Consider the following 23695-nt stretch of genomic DNA (forward strand, 5'->3'; position numbering starts at 1 on the left):
GCGATTGCGTCCTGATGAGTTGCGCAGTGCTCACTGGCCTCATCGCCGGCAAGCCGGCTCCTACAGGAGACAGTTTTAGAATCGTACGCCGGTCGTGACCATCGCCGCATTGAACCCCAGCAACACCAATTCCGCCGCCACTGGCCCGTAATGCGCGCCCACCGACGGAATGATCACCGGCGCCACGCCGAAACGGTTCAACGGGATCTTGTCGCGGTACTTGCCGCGATAACCCTGGATCGCCCCGCCCGTCAGCTTCAAATACACCGGATAGTCGGCCATGTCGTAGCGTTTTCCCACATACGCATAGTACGAGCGCTGCCGGAACGAGTTGCGGAACGTCGCCCCGCCATACACAAAACCTGAGGCTTCATTGCGCTCCAGGCCAATCAAGTCCTGGTTATTGTTGTGCTCGGGGTCGGGCGCAAAATGCCGGGTGTAGACGCTGGTTTGCGCGTACCAGAAGCCTTTGTCGTCTTCGGTGACCGGCGCTTCGCCTGCCAACGCGGTGGTGGCCTGGGCCAGGAACAGCAGGCCAGGCAATCGGAATTTTTTCATGGGTGCGACCTCGATAGTCGATGTGATGGGCGGCTAGGTGGGTCGTGATCTGTGCGCCATTTTGACGGCTAGGCGTGTTCCCAGGCTGAACCGGGGCTGAAAGTAGCGGGATTGGCCGATGCAATCCTGACGAATGGGCCGTTTTGCTTATGCATTCGCTTATGCTTTAAAGGTATTTAATTTGTTACATAAATATCCTTAAGCTATATCGCAACGGACTACCGACTCAATCACAACCACCAATAACTGACCGCCACCGCCCGCCAGCCGGATCGATCGTATGAACTCAGGACACGACGTTCTGGTTTTTGATTCAAGGGGAGCGGTATGGGGAGCTACAAGCAACACGCGCTGTACTCGGCGATTTTGTCGGCCAATTTGCTGACCGCCGTGAGTTTCAATCCAGTCTTCGCGGCCGAAACGCCCGCCACCGACGCACCCAAGCTCGACACCGTGATCGTTACCGGCACCCGCGCCCAAGAGCGCACGGCGAGTGCGTCGCTGTCGCCGATCGATGTGATTTCCGGCGACACCCTGCGCAGCACCGGCTCCGATGAGCTGGGGGCGGTGTTGGCGCGGCTGATTCCGTCGATCAACTTCCCGCGTCCGAGCCTGGTGGACGGCGCCGAACTGGTGCGCCCTGCGCAGTTGCGTGGGTTGTCGCCGGATCAGGTGCTGGTGTTGGTCAATGGCAAGCGCCGCCATACCAGTGCTTTCGTCAACCTGGGCGGGGCGGTGGGCCGTGGCTCGGCCCCGGCGGACTTGAATGCGATCCCGCTGTCGGCAGTCGACCATATCGAAGTGCTGCGCGATGGTGCGTCCGCGCGTTATGGCTCCGATGCGATTGCCGGGGTGATCAACGTGATCCTCAAACACGCCGACCATGGTGGTTCGATCTCCTCCAAGTTCGGCGAGTACAAGAAGGGCGACGGCATCCAGCGCAACCTCAGTGGCAATACCGGCGTGGCACTGGGTGACAACGGCTTTATCAACCTCTCGGCCGAAGGCGCCGACAACGACTACACCAACCGTGCCGGCAAGGATTTGCGCCCAGCCAGCGTAGGCTCCACGACCTACGGCCAGCAGGTGTTTCGCCAGGGCGAACCGGCCACCAATGAAGGCAAGTTCCAGTTCAACTCGGAATATTCCTTCAACGATGCGGCCGAGTTCTACACCTTCGGCGGCTACAGCAAGCGTCGCGGCGAGACGGCGGCGTTCTACCGGGCGAGCAATGCCTCCAACAATATTCCGGCGCTTAATCCCAATGGCTATCTGCCGCTGATCAAGGGCAACCTGGAAGACACTTCGCTGGTGGTGGGCCTGCGGGGGCTGTTGGCGTATGACTGGCATTACGACCTGTCGGCCAACTACGGCAAGAACCAGTACGAGCTGAGCACCGAAACCATCAACACGTCACTGGGCCTGGCCACGCCGCGCAAGTTCGACAACGGCACCCTGAGCAACGACCAGAAACAAGTCAGCCTGGACCTGTCCCGAGAATTCGACGTGGGCTTCCTGCCGTACCCGGTCTCCGTGGCTTTTGGCGGGGAATACCTGCGCCAGGGCTATGAGATTGAAGCGGGTGAGCCGGCGTCCTACTACCAGACCGGCAGTTCGGGCCTCGGTGGTTTCCGTGATGCCGACGCCGGCAGCAGTTCACGTCACAATTGGGCGCAGTACCTGGACCTGGAAACCAACTTCACCGAAAAACTCAGCGCTTCGGCTGCCGTACGGCATGAGGATTACAGTGACTTCGGTTCCAATGTCAGCGGCTCGCTGTCGGCCCGCTACGACTTCACCCCGCAGGTGGCCTTGCGCGGTAGTATTTCCAACGGTTTCCGCGCGCCGTCCCTGGCTCAGCAGAACTTCGCGTTTACGTCGTCGCAGTTGATCGGCAGCGACATCCGCGAGGCTGGTACTTTCCCAGCCTCCAGCCAGGTCGCACGCCTGCTGGGCGCAGAGGACCTGAAGGCCGAGAAGTCGCGTAACTACAGCCTTGGTCTGGTACTGGAGCCCGCCGACGACCTGACCGTAACGGTGGACGTGTACCGCATCGACATTCGTGATCGCATCAGCCTGTCGTCCAACCTCAACCTGGACCCGGCAACCCAGGCTTATCTGCGCGCCAATGGCGTGGGCAACATCAACTACACCACTGCCCGCTACTTTACCAACGCCACCGATACCAGCACTGACGGCGTCGACCTGGTGGCCAACTACCGTTACCAGTTCGATAACGGCATCCGCTGGAACAGCACCGTGGGCTACAACTACAACCACACCAAGGTCACGGACGTGAAGCCCAACCCGGCCATCCTCGACAGCCTGGGCGCCAATCTGGTGCGCGTGGACCGTCGCGAGAAGAGCGGTTTGCTGGGCGATACCACGCCTGAACACAAGCTGAGCCTGGGTAACGACTTCACCTTCGGCAATTGGGCGCTGCACAGCAACCTGGTGCGCTATGGTGAATTCACCAGCTACCAGGCCGACAAGGCCAACGACCAGACCTTCAAGGCGGCCTGGGTGTTGGATTTGTCGGCGGACTACAAGTTGAAGAACTGGACCTTCACCCTCGGCGGCGACAACGTCACCGATAAATACCCGGAAAAGGTCAATGCCTTCGCCAGCAGTGGTGGCAATTTGGCCTATAGCACTTTTTCGCCGTACGGTTACAGCGGCGCGTTCTATTACGGTAAAGTTGCCTATAACTGGTAATACACAGGAGACCTAAGCGATTTGCCATGACCGTCATTGAATCCGATCTTTTGCAATTGGCTTACCCTCCGCGGCTCGATCTTGGGCCGCAACTCACTCACGAACAGTTGATGAGCTCAATGCAGGCCACCATGGCCCAGCACAAGGGTGGGCCGGTCTGGCTTTTCGCTTATGGTTCGCTGATCTGGCGCCCTGAGTGTTCGTCCACCGAGCGGATGCGGGCACGGGTCCACGGTTATCACCGGGGCCTGTACCTGTGGTCCCATGAGCATCGTGGGACTCCGGAAATTCCAGGGTTGGTCTTTGGGCTGGATCGCGGCGGTTCCTGCAGCGGGTTTGCCTACCGCTTGCCGGAGGATCAGCTGGAGGCCTCGCTCTACGCCTTGTGGCAGCGCGAGATGCCTTATCCTTCTTACCGGCCGCATTGGCTCAGTTGCCGTCTCGAAGATGGCAGCACGGTGCAGGCGTTGGGATTTGTCTTGGAGCGGCACTTGCCCAGCTACGCCGGCAACTTGCCCGATATCGTGCTGAACCATGTGTTGCAGAGTGCTTGCGGGCGTTACGGTACCACTCGCGATTATGTCGAGCAGACCGTCAATGCCCTGCGTAGCCACGCCATGCCAGATAAGAACCTGGAGGCGCGGCTCAAGCGTTGTGCAAAGGGTGGCTCAGGCGCTTAACGCGCCGAGCTGACGCTGTTGGTGTGCCACAGCGTTGGGATCAGGAAGGCGATGGCCAAGATGCACGCGCCAATCAGCAGCACGAAACCGCCGTCCCAGCCGAAATGGTCCACGGTGTAGCCCATGGCCGCACTCGCCGCCACCGAACCGCCCAGATAGCCGAACAGACCGGTGAAGCCCGCAGCGGTGCCGGCGGCTTTCTTCGGTGCCAGTTCCAGCGCCTGCAGGCCGATCAGCATCACCGGGCCGTAGATCAGGAAGCCGATGGAGAACAGCGCGATCATGTCGACCATCGGGTTGCCTGGCGGGTTGAGCCAGTACACCAGGGTCGCCACGGTTACCAGCGCCATGAACACAATGCCGGTCAGGCCACGGTTGCCACGGAAGATCTTGTCCGACATCCAGCCGCACAGCAGTGTGCCTGGGATACCGGCCCATTCATAAAAGAAGTACGCCCACGAGGATTTATCCACGGTGAAGTGCTTGGCTTCTTTCAAGTAGGTCGGCGCCCAGTCCAGTACGCCGTAGCGCAGCAGGTAGACGAACACGTTGGCGAAGGCGATGTACCACAGCATTTTGTTGCGCAGCACGTACTTGACGAAGATTTCCTTGGCGCTGAATTCGTCTTCGTGGCTGGCGTCGTAGCCTTCCGGGTAGTCGTTCTTGTACTTCTCGATAGGCGGCAGGCCCACCGATTGTGGGGTGTCGCGCATGGTGATGAAGGCAAAGGCCGCCACCAGCAGGGCCACAGTGGCCGGTACGTAGAAGGCTGCGTGCCAGTCGTTGAACCAGGCCATGCCCAGCAGGAACAGCGGGCCGATCAGGCCGCCGCCGACGTTGTGCGCCACGTTCCATACCGAAACCACGCCGCCGCGTTCTTTCTGCGACCACCAGTGCACCATGGTGCGCCCACTTGGCGGCCAGCCCATGCCTTGGGCCCAGCCGTTGATGAACAGCAAAATGAACATCATGGTCACGCTGGACGTCGCCCAAGGTGCGAAACCGAAAATGAACATCACCCCGGCGGAAACCAGCAGGCCGAAGGGCAGGAAGTAGCGTGGGTTGGAGCGGTCGGACACCAGGCCCATGAGGAACTTGGACAGGCCGTAGGCAATCGCGATGGCCGACATCGCCAGGCCCAGCTCGCCGCGGGTGTAACCCTCGTCGATCAAGTAGGGCATGGCCAAGGAGAAGTTTTTGCGCAGCAGGTAGTAACCGGCGTAGCCGAAGAAAATACCGGCGAAGATCTGCCAGCGCAGACGTCGGTAGGTACTGTCTATTTTTTCTTCAGGCAGGGGCGCCTGATGGGCGGCAGGACGAAAGAAAGCAAACATTCAAGAGCTCCAAATTTCTTGTTTTGACTGCGGATGCGAATGTTACAGTTTCGTTACCGAAAATAGCATCGCCTCTTATCTGCAAACACAGGAAATGAGAGCAATTGCATGTTCTCTTACGAACATGTCGCGAATAGATAAGTGATGGTCGTAAATAGATCTGTAGGAGCGGGCTTGCCGGCAAGCCGGCTCCTACAGGGGAAGGTCAGCGAGTCTGGACGACGACCTTGCCCACAGCCCGCCGCTGCCCCAGGTCATTGATCGCCTGGGCGGCTTGTTCCAGCGGATACACCTGCGACACCAGCGGCTTGAGCTTGCCTTCACCATACCAACTGAACAACTGCTGGAAATTCGCCGCATTATCCTGCGGCTGGCGCTGGGCAAACGAACCCCAGAACACCCCGACCACCGCCGCACCCTTGAGCAGCGCCAGGTTCACCGGCAGCTCCGGTATGCGCCCGCTGGCAAAACCCACCACCAGCAGGCGGCCGTTCCAGGCAATGGCACGGATGGCCTGGTCAAACAGGTCGCCACCCACTGGGTCGTAGATCACATCGGCGCCGTTGCCGTCGGTGAGGCGCTTGATCTCGTCTTTCAGGCTGGCTTCGCTGTAGTTGATCAGCTCATCGGCGCCGGCGGCCTTGGCCACTGCGAGTTTGTCGGCACTACTGGCGGCGGCGATTACCCGCGCGCCCATGGCTTTGCCGATTTCTACGGCGGCCAGGCCCACGCCACCGGAGGCGCCGAGCACCAGCAGGGTTTCGCCGGGTTGCAGGTTGGCGCGTTGTTTCAGCGCGTGCATGGAGGTGCCGTAGGTCATGCTGAAGGCGGCTGCGGTGTTGAAGTCCATGCTCGGCGGGATCGGCAGCACGTTGTAGCCGGGCACCGCGACCTGCTCGGCAAAACTGCCCCAGCCGGTCAGCGCCATCACCCGGTCACCGACTTTGAGGTGGCTGACCTTTTCCCCGACTTCACTGACCACGCCCGCCGCCTCACCACCCGGCGAAAACGGGAAAGGCGGCTTGAACTGGTACTTGCCCTCGATGATCAGCGTGTCCGGGAAGTTGACCCCGGCGGCATGCACGTCCAGCAGGATTTCGTTCTTCTTGATCGCCGGGCTGGCGATCTCTTCCAGCACCAGGGTTTCGGCGGGGCCGAAGGCTTTGCACAGCACAGCTTTCATCGGACTATTCCTTTTGGCGTCGTGGCCGATAAGTGTAGGAGGGTACGCTCGTGGGTCAACGAGCATGCCCGGGCCTGATAAGCCGCCATAAGCTTGTGCTCTGCCTTGCTAGCGTTATGCTACCCGGCAACCGAATGTGAGGAATGAACTGTGAAAGCGTGGATCCTGTTGATGCTGGCCCTGACGTTGCCGATGGCGGCCCAAGCCGAAGAAGCCAAAGAAGGCGAGGCGCCGAAGGTCAGCTATATCAGCCTGAGCCCGCCATTTGTGGGCAACTACGGCCTGGATGGCACGGCGAAACTCAAGGTGTTCAAGGCCGACATCGCCCTGCGCGTGACCGGCACCGAAGCGGCTGCTGCCGTCAAAGCCAACGACGCGTTGATCCGTAATCAGCTGGTGGCGCTGTTCACCCAGCAGACCAACGAGGCCATGAGCACCGTTGAAGGGAAAGAAAAACTGCGCCAGGAAGCCCTCAAGCAAACCCAGCAAGTGATGAATGACGAGACCGGCAAACCGGTGGTGGAAGATCTGCTGTTCAACAACTTGATCATCCAGTAATCACCAATAGGGTGCGGTTTCAGGAAGCCAGGCTCTTCCTGAACCGCGCCAGTGCCACTGCAAAGAACACCAACCCAATCCCCGCCAGCGCCAGCAAGTCCGGCCACACCACGCTCACGCCCGCATCGCGGAACAGAATCGCCGCGCTCAAACTCACAAAATGCGTCGACGGCGAGCCCTGCATCACCCACTGCAACCACTCGGGCATGCTGTCCAACGGCGTACTGCCGCCGGAGAGCAGCAGCATCGGGATGATCACCGGGATTGCCAGCAGGCCGAACTGCGGCGTCGAGCGGGCGAGGGTGGCGAGGAAGATGCCCAGTGCGGTGCTGGCAAACAAGTACAGCGCCGTCACCAACAGAAACAAACTCAGTGACCCGGCCAGCGGCACGCCGAGCAAACCTTTGACCACCACTTCCAGTGACAGCCAAGTGCACAGCACCACCACCAGCATGTTGCTCCAGATTTTCGCCAGCATGATTTCCAGCGCTGTCAGCGGCAATACCAGCAGATGGTCGAGGGTGCCGTGTTCGCGTTCACGCAGCAGCGCGGTGCCGGTCAGGATAATGGCGAGGATGGTGATGTTGTTGACGATCTGGATCACCGCCAAAAACCAGCCACCCTCCAGGTTGGTGTTGAACAGCGCGCGAGTCGTGAGCAGGGCGGGCGTCTGGCTGGCGGCGGCTTGCCCGCTGTAGGTCAGCAATTCCCGCTGGAAAATCCGCCCGATGTAGCCCGCGCCCATGAACGCCTGGCTCATGGCCGTGGCGTCCACGTTCACCTGCACGCCGGGTTGGCGACCGGCCAACAGGTCAGCCTGGAAGTTCGCCGGCACATTGATCACGAAGGTGTATTCGCCGCTGTCCATGACCCTGTCCAACTGGTCATAGGCCAACGGCGTGGGGGTTTGAAACTCGGGCGGCTGCAGCGCCTCGGCCAGTTGCCGCGACAGCGAACTGTGGTCTTCATCGACAAACGCCACGCTGGCGTTATGCACGCCGATCACCGAGCCGGCGGCGGGCATATAGATGGCGACGGTGAAGGCGTAGAACAGAAACAGCAGCAATACGCTGTCATGGCGCAGGCTGGTCAGTTCCTTGATCCCCAGGCGCAGGATATGCGCGAACTTATGCATCAGGCCTCCTGCTTCTTGAGCATGACCAGGCTTAGCCCGGTAAACCCGACAAAGAACCCGAACAGCGCCAGGCATTGCGGCCACAACTGACGCAGGTCCAAGGCCTTGGTGAAGGTGCCCACGGCGACATCCAGGAAGTGCCCCGCCGGAAACAGCATGCCCATCAACGCCGCTGCGCCTTCCAGGGACGAGCGTGGCACGATCAGTCCGGAGAATTGAATGGTCGGCAGGCTGGTGATGATCATGGTGCCGAGGATCGCCGCGATCTGAGTGCGGGTGAACGCCGAAATCAGCAGGCCCATGCTGGTGGTCGCCAGCACATAGAGCAGGCCGCCGAACGCCAGCGTCAGGCCGCTGCCCTTGAACGGCACGCCGAACAGCCAGCGGTTCATCGCCACCAGTACTGCCAGGTTGACCAGGCTCACGGCCAGGTACGGCGCCTGTTTGCCGAGCAGAAATTCCAGGCGCGTCAGGGGCGTGGCGTAGAAGTTGGTGATCGAGCCCAGTTCCTTCTCGCGCACGATGCCGAGGGCGGTGAGCATCGCCGGGATAAACGCCAGGATCAGCGCCATCACACCGGGGCCGATGGCATTCACGCTGACCACGTCTTGGTTATAGCGAAAGCGCGTTTCCAGCTTGGCGGCCGCTGGGTTGTTGCGCGGCAGGCTGCTCAATTCGGCCAGTTGCTGCAGGTTTTCCTGGTGCACGGCCTCGACATAGTTGCGGCTGGTTTCCGCGCGAAACGGCATCCCGCCATCGAGCCAGGCGGCCACGCTGGGCTGGCGGCCGGCGTAGAGATCGCGGCCAAAGCCGGGTGGTATCTCCAGGGCCAGTTTGATTTCCGAACGTTGCAGGCGCCGGTGCAATTCAGTTGAGTCCTGAATCGGCGGCTGCTCGGCGAAATAGCGTGAACTGCGAAATGCCTCCAGGTAGGCGCGGCTTTGCGGGGTCTGGTCCTGGTCGTAGACGGCGAAGGCGAGTTTTTCCACATCCAGGGAAATGCCGTAGCCGAAGATCACCATCATGAACATCGCGCCCAGCAACGCGAAGGCCATGCGCACCTTATCGCGCAGCAGCTCTTTGCCTTCGCGGCTGGCCACGGCCAATAGGCGGGCCAGGCTGAAGCCGCGTTTGCTCACGGGAGGGGCACTGGTTTCGCTGACGGTGGCGGCGGGCGCAGTGGGCTCCGGTTCACCCTGTGCTTGCTCCAGGCAGGTGACGAACGCGGCTTCCAAGGTGTCGCCCTGGAACTGCCGCTGCAACGCATCCGGCGTATCGCAGGCGAGCACCTTGCCCGCGTGCATCAGGGAAATGCGGTCGCAGCGCTGGGCTTCGTTCATAAAGTGCGTGGACAGGAAAATCGTCACACCTTGTTCGCGGGACAGCTCGATCAGCAATCGCCAGAAGTCATCCCGCGCCGCCGGGTCGACGCCCGACGTAGGTTCGTCGAGGATCAGCACTTCCGGGCGATGCAGCACCGCCACGGCCAATGACAAACGCTGACGCAAGCCGAGCGGCAGCTCGCCGGACGGTTGTTCGGCCACGTCACCGAGGTCGAAACGCTGGATCAGCTCATCAATGCGCGGGCCGCTGTCTGCCTTGGGCAGGTCGAACAATTGCGCATGCAGCACCAGGTTCTGGCGCACGCTGAGTTCGCCATACAACGAGAAGCTTTGCGACATGAAACCCACGCGCTTGCGGGTCGCGAGGTCCTTGGCGTCCACCGGATTGCCCAGCAGCGTCGCACTGCCCTCGGTGGCGGGCATCAGGCCGGTGAGCACCTTCATGGTGGTGGTCTTGCCGCAGCCGTTGGAGCCGAGGAAGCCGAATATCTCGCCGCGGCCAATGGCGAAGCTGACCTTGTTCACGGCGGTGAAATCGCCGAAACGCAGGGTCAGGTCGTGAGCTTCGATGGCGATATCGGCGTTGTCGCTTTGCCTCGCTGGAATCACCAGCGGCTGGTTATCGTGGGCGCTGTCGCCCTGGAAGTGGGTGAAGGCTTCGTCCAGTTTGCCGCTGGCTGTCGCGCCCGCCAATTCACGGCTCAGGCCGTCCGCAATCAGCTTGCCGCGATCGAGCATCAGGCAATGTTCGAATTGCTCGGCTTCTTCCATGTAGGCCGTGGCCACCAGCAGTGTCAGTTGCGGGCGTTCGCTGCGTACGCTTTCGACCAGCTCCCAGAAGCGCCGACGTGACAGTGGGTCGACGCCGGTGGTGGGCTCGTCGAGGATCAACAGGTCCGGGTCGTGGATCAGCGCGCAACACAGGCCGAGTTTCTGCTTCATCCCACCGGAGAGCTTGCCCGCCGGGCGTTCGGCGAAGCGCGCAAGGTCGGTGGCCAGCAGCAGGTTGTGCATGCGTTGGTCGCAGTCGGCTTTCGACAGGCCGAACAGCGTGGCAAAGAAACGGATGTTTTCGCTGATGGACAACTCAGGATACAAGTTGCCGCCCAACCCTTGAGGCATGAAGGCGATGCGCGGGTACAGGCTGTTGCGGTGGCGGCGGTCTTCAATCGCACCGCCAAGCACTTGCAGTTGGCCGTCCTGAAGCTTTTTAACCCCTGCGATCAACCCCAGCAGGCTCGACTTGCCCGCGCCATCCGGTCCGATCAACCCGCAACGCGTCCCGGCTGGCAGGCTGAACGTGATGTCGACCAGGGCCTGTTGCTTGCCGTAGCGATGGTTGATCGCTGTGGCTTGCAGCGCCAGGGCGCTCATCGCAGGTTGGCCGGCCAGTCGATATCAGCCGTGCGCACGTAGCCGGCGCCGGGCATGCCGGGTTTGGCTTGGGGCACGGCGCTGGGTTGGGTCAGGCGCAGTTTGACCCGGAACACCAGTTTCTGGCGTTCGTCTCGGGTTTCCACTTCCTTGGGGGTGAACTGGGATTTGGCGGCGACAAAGCTGATCTTGGCCGGCAGCGGTTGGTCGGGCAGGGCGTCGAGCAGAATGCGCGCATCGCTGCCGACGGTGAGCCGGCCGGTGACGGAGGCCGGCAGGTAGAGGTTCATGTATTGGTCGTTGGGATCGATCAGCAACAGGACACGGCCGCCCGCGCCGAGTACTTCGCCCGGCTCGGCCAGGCGCAGTTGGATAATCCCGTCGATGGGCGCGCGCAGGCTGCTGTCGTCGATCTCGCTGGTGAGCTGGGCGACCTGGGCCTCGGCGGCACCGATCGCAGCCTTCACCGAGTTGACTTGGGCTTGTGCCGCGATCACGGCCGCATTGCCGGTGTTCTGCCGCGCCTGCTGTTGGTCAATCAACTGGCTGCTGGCGAAGCCGCGTTTGTACAGCTCCTGGGTGCGCTTGAGTTCCTGGTTGGCCAGCAGTTGCTCGCTCTGGCGCAATTGCACGTTGGCCTCGGCGGCAGCGAAGTTTTCCTTGGCGCGCAGCACTTCGGCTTCGGCCTGGGCGCGCTGGGCTTCCAGCGTGCGGGTGTCCATGCGTGCGAGCAGTTGACCTTTGAGGACCTTGTCGCCTTCGTCCACCCGCACCTCTGCCAGGCGCCCTGGGATCTTGGCGGCGATCTGCACTTCGGTGGATTCCAGGCGGCCGTTGCCCATGCTCAGGCCTTCGGGCAAGCGGTCCTGGGTGGAGCGCCAGTAACCGAAGCCACCGGCACCCAACAACAGGGCGATGAGGGCGATAGCGAAAAGACGGGAGGTGTGGTGGTTCGTCGACATGGCTGCTTCCTGCGGCGTTAGCGTTCCAGTGTGACCGGTTTGCCCTAAGAGGGCCTTGATACCGGTCAGTTAAAGCAAATTGATCACGGCGGCCCATTGCTCGGGCGTGACGCCCATCACCGAAAGCCGGCTACCTTTTTGCACCAAAGGCAGTTCGGCGAGGGCGGTTTGCTGTTTCAGGTAGCCCAGGCCCAGCACCTTGGGGAACGTCTGGACATGCGCGACGTTGATCGCGCTCCACGGATTTTTTTCCGGGGTGGCCTTGGCGTCGAAGTAGTGGCTTTCGGGCTCCAGCGCGGTGGGGTCCGCGTAGGCCGCCTCGACGATTTTGCCGATGCCGGCAATGCCCGGCTCCGGGCAGCTGGAGTGGTAGAAGAAAAATTGGTCACCCACTGCCATGGCACGCAGGAAGTTGCGTGCCTGGTAGTTACGCACCCCGTCCCAGCGCGCTTCGCCGAGCTTTTCCAGGCCTTTGATAGAGAGTTCGTCGGGCTCGGATTTCATCAGCCAGTAGGCCATTTTGGGGCTCCTGAAAAAGGCAGTGGGCAAGTTGTCAGGCAATTTGATGACAAACCGACAGTCGGTTGGCGTCAAGGTTTGCGTGTTGGTTCACGTTACCGCAGAATGCCGGCTTTTAAAGCTTGACGCAGCTGCAACGGACTACTTTGGAACGTTGTTGTCATCGTGTACGAGGTGCCTGCAGGGGGGCAATCGATGCAACGTAAACCGGATTTACTATGGATTTTGGTGATTTTGTTTGGTCTGGGCGTCGTGACCACCGGGTATGCCCAAAGCTTATGGTCGAACAAGACCGATGCGCCCGTTGAACTGGCTCAGCAGCAGCCGCAACCGTTCAAACGCTGACCCGTCTTCAAGGCGCCGCTGACTCCAGTGGCGTCTTCGCAATATACCAATGCTTATCAGTGACGGTGCCCGCCAACGGCACATCCCAGCTTGCCTGTGCCAACCGATCAACCTTCTGACATTCATGGGCCAGGCCCAGTAGCGTCGGCTTGCGCCAGCTCTGGCGGCGCGACAGGTAGGCCAGGCTGCGATCGTAGAACCCGCCGCCCATGCCCAGGCGTCCACCCGCATCATCGAACCCCACCAACGGCAGCAGCACCAGGTCCAGCGCCCAGACTTTGCGTTGGCGGTTGATGTTCACCCGGGGTTCCAGGATACGAAAACGATTGGGCAGTAGCTTTTCCCCAGGCCTGACGCGCTGGAACACCATCTTGGTCCGTGGCCAGGCGCTGAGCACTGGCAGGTAAGTGGCCTTGCCCCGGCGCTGGGCGGCGCGCAGCAGCAGGCGCGGATCAATTTCACCGTCCGTCGGTAGATACAAAGAGATATGTTTGGCCCGGCGAAACAGCGGGTGCTGTGCCAGTTGCCGATACAGGCCGTGGGCGGCCTTGCGCTGCTCGCTCGGCGTGAGGGCGCGGCGGGCTTTACGCAACATGCGTCGAAGTTGCGGACGGGAAAGCGGCGCAGGTTCGGTCATGGTTTCGGCTCATAAAACAATGCCAGTCCGAGGACTGGCATTGAGTTTTGGAATTCAGGCTCCCCGACAGAGCCGCTGTCGACTTAGCCCTTGAACCCGAAAGTTCAAGGTGGAAGATGCAGTAGGCTTTAAGGCTTTCCGTCTAGCGGACATGCACACCAGCCCAACGTGCAACTTCCAGGGTAGTGCGAATCGGCTCAGGGACATCGCCGACTGGCAAACACGCCAGGGAGTGGGGCGAGTATACCTTAAACAGTCGCGGCAATCAGCCCTTGGGTGCGTCTGAATCGCTGGAAAGCACCAGATCGACACGCTCCAGCAGGTCACGCACCTGCTCACGCGTCGAGCCGCTGGCCTGTACGTCAGGGCGTTCCTGCTTATGCAGCAAATCGTGGGTAATGTTCAGCGCGGCCATCACGGCGATACGGTCGGCGCCGATCACTTTGCCGCTGCTGCGGATTTCACGCATCTTGCCATCCAGGTAGCGGGCGGCGCTCACCAGGTTGTTGCGCTCTTCCTGGGGGCAGATGATCGAATATTCTTTATCCAGGATCTGCACGGTGACGCTATTGCTTGAACTCATGAGTCTTGCTCCAAGGCCTTCAGGCGCGAAATCATCGATTCGACCTTACGCCGGGCGATTTCGTTTTTTTCAATGAGGTGAGCGCGTTCCTCGCGCCAGGTCTTTTCCTGAGCTAATAGGAGTCCGTTTTGACTCTTTAGTTGCTCGACCCGGGTAATTAGCAATTCGAGTCTGGCCATCAGCGCTTGCAGGTCGGTGTCTTCCATTGGGTTCCACTGGATTTGTCTGATGAATGGCAACTGCAGGATAAACGATCTGACGCCCTTGATAGTCTTGGTACGTCTGCCGGTGCTAGGATACAGCGCTCCATTCTAGACATTGCGCCGTCTGGCGCCTAGCTCACCATGCCTATTCAGAACTCCCCGTACGACGCTTTTTCCAAACTGCTGAGCACCAGCGGCCACCCTTGCTCGCCTGCCGAACTGCACGGCGTGCTGTTGGGTCGCAGCTGCACTGGCGTTGGCTTTGATGCCGACAACTGGCTGGCCGACGTGGCCGAGCTGCTGGAAACCGAACCGACCGAGAACGTGCGTAACGCACTGATCGGCCTGCAAGAGATGGTCAAGGGCGAGCTGACCGGTGATGACGTCACCGTGGTCCTGCTGTTGCCGACCGACGACGCGCCGCTCACCGAGCGCGCTGCCGCCCTGGGCCAATGGTGCCAGGGTTTCCTCCACGGTTTCGGCGTCAACGCCGGCGGCCTGGAACTGAGCACCGACGCCCAGGAAGTGTTGCAGGATCTGGCGGCGATCTCCCAGGTGCAAGACGCCCTGGAAGAGTCCGAAGATGGCGAAGGCGACTACATGGAAGTCATGGAATACCTGCGCGTCGCGCCGTTGCTGCTGTTCACCGAGACCCGAAAGTCCGCTGAACCCGCCGCTCTTAAACCGTCGTTGCACTAAGGCCTTCGCCGCACTAAGAAAGGAAGTCCATCTGCCCATGATCCATATCCCCCGAGCGGAATACACCCGACGCCGCAAGGCGCTCATGGCGCAGATGGAACCCAACAGCATCGCGATCCTGCCGGCTGCCGCCGTGGCGATCCGCAACCGTGATGTCGAGCACGTGTACCGCCAGGACAGTGACTTCCAGTACCTGAGCGGTTTCCCCGAGCCGGAAGCGGTGATCGTGTTGATGCCCGGTCGCCAGCACGGCGAGTACGTGCTGTTCTGCCGCGAGCGCAACGCCGAACGCGAACTGTGGGACGGCCTGCGCGCCGGCACCGAAGGCGCGATCCGCGACTTTGGCGCCGACGACGCGTTTCCTATCACCGATATCGACGACATCCTGCCTGGCCTCATCGAAGGCCGCGACCGGGTGTACTCGGCCATGGGCAGCAATGCCGAGTTCGACCGGCACCTGATGGAATGGATCAACGTGATCCGCTCCAAGGCCCACCTGGGCGCCCAGCCACCGAACGAATTCGTTGCCCTGGATCATCTGCTCCACGACATGCGCCTGTATAAATCGGCTGCGGAAGTGAAGGTGATGCGCGAGGCTGCGCGAATCTCCTGCGCCGCTCACGTGAAGGCGATGCAGGCCAGCCGTGCCGGTCTCCATGAGTTCAGCCTGGAAGCCGAGCTGGATTATGAATTCCGCAAAGGCGGCGCGAAAATGCCAGCCTACGGCTCCATCGTCGCCGCCGGGCGCAACAGCTGCATCCTGCATTACCAGCAGAATGACGCGGTGCTCAAGGACGGTGATCTGGTGCTGATCGACGCCGGCTGTGAGATCGACTGCTACGCCAGCGACATCACCCGCACCTGGCCGGTCAATGGCAGGTTTTCGCCGGAACAGAAGGCGATCTACGAAATTGTGCTGGCTTCCCAGGAAGCCGCGTTTGCCGAGATCGCCCCGGACAAGCATTGGAACCAGGCGCATGAGGCAACCGTGCAGGTGATCACTGCCGGGTTGGTGAAGCTGGGATTGTTGCAGGGTGACGTCGACGAGTTGATCGCCACCGAAGCCTATAAAGCCTTCTACATGCACCGCGCCGGCCACTGGTTGGGCATGGATGTGCATGACGTGGGCGAGTACAAAGTGGGGGGTGAATGGCGGGTGCTGGAAGTTGGCATGGCGTTGACCGTGGAGCCGGGCATCTACATTTCGCCGGACAACCCGAACGTGGCAAAGAAATGGCGTGGCATTGGCGTACGCATCGAGGACGACGTGGTAGTGACCAAGCAAGGCTGTGAAATCCTGACCGGTGGCGTGCCCAAGACCGTCGCTGAAATTGAAGCGCTGATGGCGGCTGCCCGATGAGCCGGGTCAACCTGGCAATCATTGGCGGCGGCCTGGTCGGCGCCAGCCTGGCGCTGGCGTTGCAGGCTGGGGCCAAAGCGCGCGGTTGGAAGATCGTGCTGATCGAGCCCTTTGCGCCGGGCGACAGCTACCAGCCGAGCTACGATGCGCGTTCTTCGGCGCTCTCCTACGGCGCCCGGCAGATTTATCAGCGCCTGGGCCTGTGGCAGGACATTTCGCGCCGTGCCGAACCGATCAAGCAGATCCACGTGTCTGACCGTGGGCGTTTCTCTACCGCGCGCTTGTCTGCCATGGAAGAGGGCGTGCCGGCCCTCGGCTACGTGGTGGAGAACGCCTGGCTGGGCCAATGCCTGTGGCAGGGCCTGGACAAAGACGTGGTCAGCTGGCGTTGCCCGGCCGAAGTCACACGCATGGAGCCGCTGCCCGACGGCTACCGCCTGACCCTCAACGATGAAACCGTGCTGGAATGCGACCTCGCCGTGCTGGCTGACGGTGGCCGTTCCGGCTTGCGCGAGCAATTGGGCATCGGCGTGAAAACCCGCCCGTACAACCAGAGCGCGTTGATCGCCAACATCACGCCAAGCGAATCCCATAACGGCGAAGCCTTCGAACGTTTCACCGATGAAGGCCCGATGGCCCTGTTGCCGCTGCCGGACAACCGCTGCGCACTGGTGTGGACGCGCATCGGCATGGACGCCCAGCGCCTGGCCAATCTCGATGAGCGCAGCTTCTTGAGTGAATTGCAGGGCGTGTTCGGCTACCGCCTGGGCACGCTTAAGCAAGTGGGCGCCCGTCATCTGTACCCGCTGACATTGGTGGAAGCCGAGGAGCAAGTACGCTCGCACTTGGCGATTCTCGGCAATGCCGCTCACAGCTTGCACCCGATTGCCGGGCAGGGCTTCAACCTGTCCCTGCGCGATGCGAATGCGCTGGCCGAGGCCTTGCTGGCCGGACCGCAAGTGCCAGGTGACCTGGCGACCTTGCAAGGCTATCGCGAGCGTCAGCGCCTGGACCAGAAACTCACCGTGGGCTTCTCCGACCAGGTCACGCGCCTGTTCGGCAGCGCCCAGCCGCTGGTCGCCCTGGGCCGCAATATGGGTCTGCTGGGCCTGGACTTGCTGCCGCCGGCCAAGCGCTGGTTCGCCCGTCAGGCCATGGGCCTGGGCACGCGTCCCGATGCGTAAGTGGTTGATCGAGCGCCTGGGCAAGGCGCGGTTGTTGCGTTGGATCATGACCTTGTATCCGCCCTACTTGGGTGCGGGAGTGAGCGTGCGGCACATGAGCGCCGATTTTCGTCACGTCAAAGTGCGCATGGGCCTGGGCTGGTACAACCGCAACTATGTCGGCACGCAGTTCGGCGGTAGCCTGTATTCGATGGTTGATCCGTTCTACATGCTGATGCTGATGGAGAACCTGGGCCGCGATTACATCGTGTGGGACAAGGCCGCGAGTATCGACTTCATTTCGCCGGGCAAAGGCCCGGTGTACGCGGAGTTCTCCATCGACGACGCCTTGCTCGATGAGGTCCGCCGGCAGACCGAAGGAGGCGAGAAGTACTTGCCCCACCTGAAGGTCCAGATTCATGACGGCTCCGGCACCCTGGTGGCGCAGGTCGATAAAACCCTTTACGTGCGGCGTAAGCCGCCAGTGAGACAGGCTTAAAGCATGGACATGCGCGCAGATGTGCTGATTGTCGGGGCCGGAATGGTCGGAAGCGCCCTGGCGCTGGCGTTGCAGGGCAGTGGCCTGCAGGTGCTGCTGCTCGACGGCAGCCCGCTGAGCGTCAAGCCGTTCGACCGCGAGGCCGCATTTGAACCCCGCGTGAGCGCCTTGTCGGCCGCCAGCCAGCGCATCCTCGAGCGCCTGGGCGTGTGGGACGGCATTGTGTCGCGCCGCGCCAGCCCTTACGGCGAGATGCAGGTGTGGGACGGCAGCGGCACCGGTCAGATTCACTTTTCGGCCGCCAGTGTGCATGCCGAGGTGCTGGGGCATATCGTCGAGAACCGCGTGGTGCAGGATGCGCTACTCGACCGTCTGCACGACTGCGACCTGGGCCTGTTGGCCAATGCGCGCCTGGAACAGATGCGCCGTTCCGGCGATGATTGGCTGCTGACCCTGGCTGACGGCCGCACGTTGCGCGCGCCGCTGGTGGTGGCGGCCGATGGCGCCAACTCCGCCGTGCGCCGCCTGACCGGCACCGCGACCCGCGAATGGGATTACCTGCATAACGCCATCGTCACCAGCGTGCGCAGCAGCCAGCCGCACCAGCGCACTGCGTGGCAACGCTTTACCGACACCGGCCCGTTGGCGTTCTTACCGCTGGTGCGCGATGGTCAGGAGGATTGGTGTTCGATCGTCTGGTCGACCACGCCTGCTGAGTCCGAGCGCCTGATGGCCCTGGATGATGCAAGCTTCTGCCGTGAGCTGGAGCGCGCCTTCGAAGGGCGGCTCGGTACGGTGCTGAGCGCCGACCCGCGCGTCTGCGTGCCACTGCGCCAGCGCCACGCCAAGCGCTATGTGGCCGAAGGCCTGGCGTTGATTGGCGACGCGGCTCACGTCATCCATCCCTTGGCGGGGCAGGGTGTGAACCTGGGTTTCCTGGATGCGGCGACATTGGCTGAAGTCTTGTTGTCGGCAACCGAGCGCGGCGAGCGCCTGGCCGATGTGAAGGTGTTGAGCCGCTACGAGCGTCGACGCATGCCGCATAACCTGGCATTGATGGCGGCAATGGAAGGGTTTGAGCGACTGTTCCAGGCCGATCAACTGCCGCTGCGCTGGTTGCGTAATGCCGGATTGAAGATGGTCGACCAAATGCCCGAAGCCAAGGCCGTGTTTGTGCGCCAGGCGCTCGGGCTGAGCGGGGATCTGCCGGAGCTGGCCAAGCCCTGACATTGAAATACGATCCCTGTGTGAGCTGGGCTTGTCCGCGATGAGGCCATAAGCCGCACTGCAAATCCCGGCCATGCAACATCTGGTAACGCCTCCATCGAGCGCTACCAAATGTGAGTCCTTATCATTTGCCCACTTTTTGCAAATGAGAGACCGCACCCATGTTGGCACCCAAGCGCCTCCTGACTGCCCTGGCACTCACCCTGATCGGCAGCACCACCGTGCAGGCCGCCGACGAAGTGGTGGTCTACTCCTCGCGCATCGACGAACTGATCAAGCCGGTGTTCGATGCCTACACCAAAAAAACCGGCGTGCAGGTGAAGTTCATCACCGACAAGGAAGCCCCGCTGATGCAGCGCATCAAGGCCGAGGGCGAAAACGCCACCGCCGACTTGCTGCTCACCGTCGATGCCGGCAACCTCTGGCAGGCTGAGCAAATGGGCATCCTGCAACCGTTCACCTCCCCGGTGATCGACAAAAACATCCCCCTGCAATACCGCTCTTCCAAACACACCTGGACCGGCCTGAGCCTGCGCGCGCGGACCATCGCCTATTCCACCGACCGGGTAAAACCGGGTGACCTCACCACCTACGAAGCCTTGGCCGACAAGCAGTGGGAAGGCCGCCTGTGCCTGCGCACGGCGAAAAAGGTCTACAACCAGTCGCTGACCGCCACCCTGATCGAAACCCATGGCGCGGCCAAGACCGAAGAGATCGTCAAGGGTTGGGTGAACAACCTGTCCACCGACGTGTTCTCCGATGACATCGCCGTGCTGGAGGCCATTAACGCCGGGCAATGCGACGTGGGCATCGTCAACACCTACTACTATGGCCGCCTGCACAAACAGAAGCCGGACCTGGCGGTAAAACTGTTCTGGCCGAACCAGGGCGACCGTGGTGTGCACGTGAACCTGTCGGGCATCGGCCTGACTCAACACGCTCCGCACCCGGAAGCCGCCAAGGCGCTGGTGGAGTGGATGACCACGCCTGAGGCGCAGAAGATCTTTGCCGACGTGAACCAGGAATTCCCGGCCAATCCGGCGGTACAGCCGTCGGCCGAAGTGGCGAGTTGGGGCAAGTTCGTGGCGGACACCTTGCCGGTGGAAGTGGCGGGCAAGCGCCAGGCTGAGGCGATCCGGTTGATGGATCGAGCTGGCTGGAACTGACACACTACAGGTCAAAATGTGGGAGGGGGCTTGCTGTGGTGAGCGGGCTTGCCCCGCGCTGGGCTGCGCAGCAGCCCCCTCCCAGATTCGATTGTGGTGTTTTCAAGCTATTCACTCACTGAGAACTGACTTTGGCCCACCCCGCCCAACGCCGCTGGTACCTGCCGGTCTTCACCGTCGCCGCCCTGGTGCTGCTGCCGCTGAGCGTGTTGTTGCTGTCCTGGCAAAGTATCGACGCACAAATCTGGTCCCACCTCTGGGAAACCCAGATGCCGCGCCTGCTGGGCAACACCCTGACTCTGGTGTTGGGTGTCGGTGTCGGTGTGACCCTGCTGGGCGTGAGCCTGGCCTGGCTGACCAGCCTCTGTGAGTTCCCCGGTCGGCGTTGGCTCGACTGGGCGTTGATGCTGCCGTTTGCCATTCCTGCGTACGTCCTGGCTTTTGTGTTTGTCGGCTTGCTGGATTTCTCCGGCCCGGTGCAAACCCTGCTGCGTGAATGGTTCGGCACCGGGCTGCGCCTGCCACGGGTGCGTTCCACCAGCGGTGTGATCATCGTGTTGGTGCTGGTGTTCTACCCCTACGTTTACCTCCTGGCGCGCAGCGCATTCCTGGCCCAGGGCAAAGGCCTGATGGAAGCGGCGCGGGTGTTGGGGCAATCGCCGTGGCGAGCGTTCTGGCATGTGGCCCTGCCCATGGCGCGGCCAGCGATTGGGGCCGGGGTGGCCCTGGCATTGATGGAAACCCTGGCGGATTTCGGGGCGGTCTCGGTGTTCAACTTCGATACCTTTACCACTGCCATCTACAAGACCTGGTACGGCTTTTTCAGCCTATCCAGCGCCGCCCAGTTGGCCAGCCTGTTGCTGCTGGTGGTGATGCTGGTGCTGTATGGCGAGCGCCGAGCACGGGGCGCCAGCCGGCCAAGCAACGAGCGGCCACGGGGCAAGGCGCTGTATCACCTGCGCGGGTTCAAGGCGGCGGCGGCCAGTGGTTGGTGTGGGCTGGTGTTCGCCTGCGCTTTTGTCATCCCGATGCTGCAACTGGTCGCCTGGTTCTGGCAGCGCGGTCGCTTCGATCTGGATGAGCGCTACTCCGGCTTGATAGCTCACACGCTTTATCTGGGCGGGATCGCCGCCTTGATCACGGTCAGTGTGGCGCTGGTGCTGGCCTTCGCCAATCGGCTGGCACCGACGCGGGCGATCCGCTCCGGCATTAGCCTGGCCAATGTCGGTTATGCCTTGCCGGGTTCGGTGCTGGCGGTGTCGATCATGTTGGCGTTCAGCTATCTGGACCGTGAACTGGTGGTGCCGTTGTCCGGCTGGCTCGGCGGCGCGGGCAAGCCATTGCTGCTGGGTAGCCTGTCGGCGCTGGTGCTGGCGTATCTGGTGCGATTCCTGGCGGTGGCCTATGGGCCGCTGGAAAACAGCCTGGCGCGCATCCGGCCCTCGTTGCCGGAGGCAGCGCGCAGCCTTGGCGTCAGCGGCCCACGACTGTTTTGCAAAGTGTATCTGCCGTTGCTGCTGCCGGGGACCTTGAGCGCAGCGCTGTTGGTCTTCGTCGATGTACTCAAGGAAATGCCCGCGACCCTGCTGATGCGCCCGTTCGGCTGGGACACGCTGGCGGTGCGGATCTTTGAAATGACCAGTGAAGGCGAATGGGCACGGGCTTCTCTGCCCGCGTTGACACTGGTGCTGGTCGGCCTGTTGCCGGTGATCGGGCTGATTCGACGCTCCGCCCGGCAAATCGGTTAGGTGCCAGTCCTACAGCTTGCGGCTACAATGCGCGGCATTCGGTGCGCTTCGTCTTTCGGAGCGGGTCGCTGGGCGTGGCTGCAGGCCTTGTAATTCAAGGCGCTCAGCACGAACAGTAGCTCCGCGCACCTTCGCCACGCCCGGAAGGAGAAACCCATGGGACAGCGTACGCCTCTGTATGACCTGCATCTCGCCCTCGGCGCGAAAATGGTCGATTTTGGCGGTTGGGATATGCCTCTGCACTACGGCTCGCAAGTTGAAGAACACCATCAGGTGCGACGCGACTGCGGGGTGTTCGATGTATCTCATATGACCGTGATCGATGTCACCGGCCCCCAGGCCAAGGAATGGCTCCAGTACCTGCTGGCCAATGATGTCGAACGCCTGCATGGCTGCGGCCGTGCGTTGTACAGCGCCATGCTCAACGAAAAGGGCGGCGTGGTGGACGACATGATTGTCTACCGCACCGAGTCCGCTTATCGGCTGGTGGTGAATGCTGCTACCCGTGACCAAGACATGGCCTGGATGCAGGCGCAACTGGGCAATTACCAAGTGCAGCTGCATGAACGCCCTGAGTTGGCCATGCTCGCCATCCAAGGCCCCCACGCCCGGCAGAAGATTGCCGAGCTGGTGACCCAGTCTCGCAGCACGCTGATTCACCAGCTCAAGCCCTTCGAAGGCCAGGCCGATGGCGATTGGTTTATCGCACGCACGGGTTACACCGGCGAAGATGGCCTGGAGATTGTCCTGCCGGCTGATCAGGCGCCAGGCTTTTTCAACGATCTGGTAGGCGCCGGTATTTCCCCCATTGGCCTCGGTGCTCGCGATACTCTGCGCCTGGAAGCCGGTATGAACCTCTACGGCCAGGACATCCATCAGGAGGTTTCGCCGTTGGCATCGAACATGGCCTGGAGCATTGCCTGGGAGCCGGCCGAGCGCAATTTCATCGGCCGCGCCGCGCTGGAGGCGGAAAAAACGGCGGGTGTGCAGTTCAAACTGGTCGGGTTGGTACTGGAAGAACGTGGGGTTTTACGCGCTCACCAGGTGGTTCGTATCGCCAATATTGGCGAAGGGGAGATCACCAGTGGTAGTTTCTCTCCTACGCTGAGCAAATCCATTGCCCTGGCGCGAGTACCGACGGCAACCGCTGATCGGGCCGAAGTGGAAATCCGCGGCAAGTGGTACCCGGTTCGAGTGGTCAAACCGACCTTCGTGCGCCATGGCAAAACCTTGATCTAACCTATTTCCGGCAGGCCAATGGCCGCTGACATTACTTCTTGAGGACACAGATTATGAGCGATATCCCTGCCGACCTGCGATTTGCCGAAAGCCACGAATGGGCACGCCTGGAAGCTGACGGCACCGTGACCGTCGGTATCTCCGACCATGCTCAAGAAGCGTTGGGTGATGTGGTGTTTGTTGAGTTGGCCGAAGTGGGCGCGCAGTTCGACGCTGCTGGCCAAGCGGGTGTGGTTGAGTCGGTGAAGGCCGCCTCGGACATCTACGCTCCGGTTGCAGGCGAAGTGATTGCCGTCAATGAAGAGCTGAGCGGTAGCCCTGAGCTGCTGAACTCCGACCCGTACGGCGCGTGGATCTTCAAGCTCAAGCCAAGCAACCTGGATGATCTAAAAAACCTGCTGGATGCTGCCGGCTACAAAGCCGCTATCGGCGAGTAACACCGCAATCTACTGTAGGAGCCGGCAA

At 61.7% G+C, this 23695-nt stretch carries 23 protein-coding genes and 1 other RNA gene; 13 read left to right on the top strand and 11 right to left on the bottom strand.

What is annotated here, in order from left to right; translation table 11 throughout:
- Positions 1-75 precede the first annotated feature (75 nt).
- Positions 76-558 carry a sn-glycerol-3-phosphate transporter gene (locus EJ576_RS01835; RefSeq protein ID WP_122729796.1) on the bottom strand — a complete coding sequence of 161 codons (483 nt, stop codon included), beginning with the start codon at positions 556-558 and terminating at the stop codon, positions 76-78.
- Between the two features lie 327 nt (positions 559-885).
- On the opposite strand from EJ576_RS01835, the gene EJ576_RS01840 reads away from it, so the two are divergent.
- Together EJ576_RS01840 and EJ576_RS01845 are read left to right on the top strand one after the other, a co-directional pair.
- On the top strand, positions 886-3273 hold the full coding sequence (locus tag EJ576_RS01840; RefSeq protein WP_126569475.1) for a TonB-dependent siderophore receptor: 2388 nt from the start codon (positions 886-888) through the stop codon (positions 3271-3273).
- 26 nt (positions 3274-3299) lie between these two features.
- Positions 3300-3953, top strand: a complete 654-nt coding sequence (locus tag EJ576_RS01845) for a gamma-glutamylcyclotransferase (RefSeq protein ID WP_028618401.1) — start codon at positions 3300-3302, stop codon at positions 3951-3953.
- On the opposite strand, the gene glpT is transcribed toward EJ576_RS01845, so the two are convergent.
- Together glpT and EJ576_RS01855 are read right to left on the bottom strand one after the other, a co-directional pair.
- Positions 3950-5287, bottom strand: coding sequence for a glycerol-3-phosphate transporter (gene glpT, locus EJ576_RS01850; RefSeq protein WP_016978960.1), 1338 nt, complete (start codon positions 5285-5287; stop codon positions 3950-3952). The two genes, EJ576_RS01845 and glpT, sit on opposite strands and share 4 nt — an antisense overlap.
- 205 nt (positions 5288-5492) lie before the next feature.
- Positions 5493-6470, bottom strand: coding sequence for an NADPH:quinone oxidoreductase family protein (locus tag EJ576_RS01855; RefSeq protein WP_068935477.1), 978 nt, complete (start codon positions 6468-6470; stop codon positions 5493-5495).
- A 150-nt stretch (positions 6471-6620) separates the two neighbouring features.
- On the opposite strand from EJ576_RS01855, the gene EJ576_RS01860 reads away from it, so the two are divergent.
- Entirely contained in the window at positions 6621-7028 is a 408-nt protein-coding gene (locus tag EJ576_RS01860) for a flagellar basal body-associated protein FliL (protein ID WP_032884296.1), read from the top strand.
- A gap of 19 nt (positions 7029-7047) precedes the next feature.
- On the opposite strand, the gene EJ576_RS01865 is transcribed toward EJ576_RS01860, so the two are convergent.
- The 4 genes from EJ576_RS01865 to EJ576_RS01880 all read right to left on the bottom strand — a co-directional run bounded on the left by EJ576_RS01865 (position 7048) and on the right by EJ576_RS01880 (position 12361).
- Complete coding sequence (locus EJ576_RS01865) at positions 7048-8163, bottom strand: ABC transporter permease (RefSeq protein WP_068935479.1); 1116 nt, start codon at positions 8161-8163, stop codon at positions 7048-7050.
- Positions 8163-10880, bottom strand: a complete 2718-nt coding sequence (rbbA, locus tag EJ576_RS01870) for a ribosome-associated ATPase/putative transporter RbbA (protein ID WP_126569476.1) — start codon at positions 10878-10880, stop codon at positions 8163-8165. Before rbbA ends, EJ576_RS01865 begins: the two co-directional genes overlap by 1 nt.
- Positions 10877-11842: an HlyD family secretion protein gene (locus tag EJ576_RS01875; protein ID WP_126569477.1), complete on the bottom strand. Its 966-nt coding sequence runs from the start codon at positions 11840-11842 to the stop codon at positions 10877-10879. Before EJ576_RS01875 ends, rbbA begins: the two co-directional genes overlap by 4 nt.
- Positions 11843-11911: 69 nt before the next feature.
- Positions 11912-12361, bottom strand: coding sequence for an EVE domain-containing protein (locus EJ576_RS01880; RefSeq protein WP_126569478.1), 450 nt, complete (start codon positions 12359-12361; stop codon positions 11912-11914).
- Between the two features lie 195 nt (positions 12362-12556).
- On the opposite strand from EJ576_RS01880, the gene EJ576_RS29730 reads away from it, so the two are divergent.
- Positions 12557-12706 (top strand): hypothetical protein, encoded by a 150-nt coding sequence (locus EJ576_RS29730; RefSeq protein ID WP_010207387.1) that lies wholly within the window; start codon positions 12557-12559, stop codon positions 12704-12706.
- A 7-nt stretch (positions 12707-12713) separates the two neighbouring features.
- Here EJ576_RS29730 and EJ576_RS01885 read toward each other — a convergent pair whose 3' ends face one another.
- From EJ576_RS01885 to EJ576_RS01900, 4 genes are all read right to left on the bottom strand, one after another.
- On the bottom strand, positions 12714-13343 hold the full coding sequence (locus EJ576_RS01885) for a 5-formyltetrahydrofolate cyclo-ligase (protein ID WP_122729784.1): 630 nt from the start codon (positions 13341-13343) through the stop codon (positions 12714-12716).
- Between the two features lie 56 nt (positions 13344-13399).
- Positions 13400-13578, bottom strand: a non-coding RNA gene (ssrS, locus tag EJ576_RS01890) — 6S RNA.
- 30 nt (positions 13579-13608) lie between these two features.
- Positions 13609-13926: a cell division protein ZapA gene (locus tag EJ576_RS01895; RefSeq protein ID WP_003176812.1), complete on the bottom strand. Its 318-nt coding sequence runs from the start codon at positions 13924-13926 to the stop codon at positions 13609-13611.
- Complete coding sequence (locus EJ576_RS01900; protein ID WP_007982902.1) at positions 13923-14132, bottom strand: TIGR02449 family protein; 210 nt, start codon at positions 14130-14132, stop codon at positions 13923-13925. The genes EJ576_RS01895 and EJ576_RS01900 overlap by 4 nt, the downstream gene beginning before the upstream one ends.
- 138 nt (positions 14133-14270) lie before the next feature.
- Here EJ576_RS01900 and EJ576_RS01905 point away from each other — a divergent pair, with 138 nt between their 5' ends.
- From EJ576_RS01905 to gcvH, 9 genes are all read left to right on the top strand, one after another.
- Complete coding sequence (locus EJ576_RS01905) at positions 14271-14828, top strand: YecA family protein (RefSeq protein WP_126569479.1); 558 nt, start codon at positions 14271-14273, stop codon at positions 14826-14828.
- Positions 14829-14865: 37 nt separating this feature from the next.
- Positions 14866-16188 carry a Xaa-Pro aminopeptidase gene (gene pepP, locus EJ576_RS01910; RefSeq protein WP_126569480.1) on the top strand — a complete coding sequence of 441 codons (1323 nt, stop codon included), beginning with the start codon at positions 14866-14868 and terminating at the stop codon, positions 16186-16188.
- Positions 16185-17372 (top strand): 2-octaprenyl-6-methoxyphenyl hydroxylase, encoded by a 1188-nt coding sequence (gene ubiH, locus EJ576_RS01915; protein WP_068931510.1) that lies wholly within the window; start codon positions 16185-16187, stop codon positions 17370-17372. Before pepP ends, ubiH begins: the two co-directional genes overlap by 4 nt.
- On the top strand, positions 17365-17850 hold the full coding sequence (locus tag EJ576_RS01920; RefSeq protein ID WP_028618390.1) for a DUF4442 domain-containing protein: 486 nt from the start codon (positions 17365-17367) through the stop codon (positions 17848-17850). Before ubiH ends, EJ576_RS01920 begins: the two co-directional genes overlap by 8 nt.
- A gap of 9 nt (positions 17851-17859) precedes the next feature.
- On the top strand, positions 17860-19077 hold the full coding sequence (locus EJ576_RS01925) for a 2-octaprenyl-3-methyl-6-methoxy-1,4-benzoquinol hydroxylase (RefSeq protein ID WP_164393881.1): 1218 nt from the start codon (positions 17860-17862) through the stop codon (positions 19075-19077).
- A 161-nt stretch (positions 19078-19238) separates the two neighbouring features.
- Positions 19239-20243, top strand: coding sequence for an extracellular solute-binding protein (locus EJ576_RS01930; RefSeq protein ID WP_122729776.1), 1005 nt, complete (start codon positions 19239-19241; stop codon positions 20241-20243).
- Between the two features lie 131 nt (positions 20244-20374).
- Positions 20375-21991, top strand: a complete 1617-nt coding sequence (locus EJ576_RS01935) for an iron ABC transporter permease (protein WP_122729774.1) — start codon at positions 20375-20377, stop codon at positions 21989-21991.
- Between the two features lie 156 nt (positions 21992-22147).
- Positions 22148-23230, top strand: a complete 1083-nt coding sequence (gene gcvT, locus EJ576_RS01940) for a glycine cleavage system aminomethyltransferase GcvT (protein WP_126569481.1) — start codon at positions 22148-22150, stop codon at positions 23228-23230.
- Positions 23231-23283: 53 nt separating this feature from the next.
- A complete protein-coding gene (gcvH, locus tag EJ576_RS01945; protein ID WP_126569482.1) occupies positions 23284-23667 on the top strand; it encodes a glycine cleavage system protein GcvH in 384 nt (127 codons plus the stop codon).
- The last annotated feature ends 28 nt before the right edge of the window (positions 23668-23695 follow it).

Source organism: Pseudomonas sp. C 49-2, from assembly GCF_003970195.1.
In the GTDB taxonomy this organism is placed as follows: Bacteria; Pseudomonadota; Gammaproteobacteria; order Pseudomonadales; family Pseudomonadaceae; genus Aquipseudomonas; species Aquipseudomonas canadensis.

Bases quoted from the DNA above. Each gene is read 5' to 3' on its own strand.
- EJ576_RS01880 (WP_126569478.1), bottom strand. From the start codon at position 12,361: ATGGCCTACTGGCTGATGAAATCCGAGCCCGACGAACTCTCTATCAAA.
- EJ576_RS01840 (WP_126569475.1), top strand. From the start codon at position 886: ATGGGGAGCTACAAGCAACACGCGCTGTACTCGGCGATTTTGTCGGCC.
- EJ576_RS01865 (WP_068935479.1), bottom strand. From the start codon at position 8,163: ATGCATAAGTTCGCGCATATCCTGCGCCTGGGGATCAAGGAACTGACC.
- EJ576_RS01920 (WP_028618390.1), top strand. From the start codon at position 17,365: ATGCGTAAGTGGTTGATCGAGCGCCTGGGCAAGGCGCGGTTGTTGCGT.
- EJ576_RS01905 (WP_126569479.1), top strand. From the start codon at position 14,271: ATGCCTATTCAGAACTCCCCGTACGACGCTTTTTCCAAACTGCTGAGC.
- gcvH (WP_126569482.1), top strand. From the start codon at position 23,284: ATGAGCGATATCCCTGCCGACCTGCGATTTGCCGAAAGCCACGAATGG.
- EJ576_RS01925 (WP_164393881.1), top strand. From the start codon at position 17,860: ATGCGCGCAGATGTGCTGATTGTCGGGGCCGGAATGGTCGGAAGCGCC.
- EJ576_RS01835 (WP_122729796.1), bottom strand. From the start codon at position 558: ATGAAAAAATTCCGATTGCCTGGCCTGCTGTTCCTGGCCCAGGCCACC.
- EJ576_RS29730 (WP_010207387.1), top strand. From the start codon at position 12,557: ATGCAACGTAAACCGGATTTACTATGGATTTTGGTGATTTTGTTTGGT.
- EJ576_RS01875 (WP_126569477.1), bottom strand. From the start codon at position 11,842: ATGTCGACGAACCACCACACCTCCCGTCTTTTCGCTATCGCCCTCATC.
- EJ576_RS01845 (WP_028618401.1), top strand. From the start codon at position 3,300: ATGACCGTCATTGAATCCGATCTTTTGCAATTGGCTTACCCTCCGCGG.
- ubiH (WP_068931510.1), top strand. From the start codon at position 16,185: ATGAGCCGGGTCAACCTGGCAATCATTGGCGGCGGCCTGGTCGGCGCC.
- glpT (WP_016978960.1), bottom strand. From the start codon at position 5,287: ATGTTTGCTTTCTTTCGTCCTGCCGCCCATCAGGCGCCCCTGCCTGAA.
- pepP (WP_126569480.1), top strand. From the start codon at position 14,866: ATGATCCATATCCCCCGAGCGGAATACACCCGACGCCGCAAGGCGCTC.
- EJ576_RS01855 (WP_068935477.1), bottom strand. From the start codon at position 6,470: ATGAAAGCTGTGCTGTGCAAAGCCTTCGGCCCCGCCGAAACCCTGGTG.
- gcvT (WP_126569481.1), top strand. From the start codon at position 22,148: ATGGGACAGCGTACGCCTCTGTATGACCTGCATCTCGCCCTCGGCGCG.
- EJ576_RS01930 (WP_122729776.1), top strand. From the start codon at position 19,239: ATGTTGGCACCCAAGCGCCTCCTGACTGCCCTGGCACTCACCCTGATC.
- EJ576_RS01895 (WP_003176812.1), bottom strand. From the start codon at position 13,926: ATGAGTTCAAGCAATAGCGTCACCGTGCAGATCCTGGATAAAGAATAT.
- EJ576_RS01900 (WP_007982902.1), bottom strand. From the start codon at position 14,132: ATGGAAGACACCGACCTGCAAGCGCTGATGGCCAGACTCGAATTGCTA.
- EJ576_RS01885 (WP_122729784.1), bottom strand. From the start codon at position 13,343: ATGACCGAACCTGCGCCGCTTTCCCGTCCGCAACTTCGACGCATGTTG.
- rbbA (WP_126569476.1), bottom strand. From the start codon at position 10,880: ATGAGCGCCCTGGCGCTGCAAGCCACAGCGATCAACCATCGCTACGGC.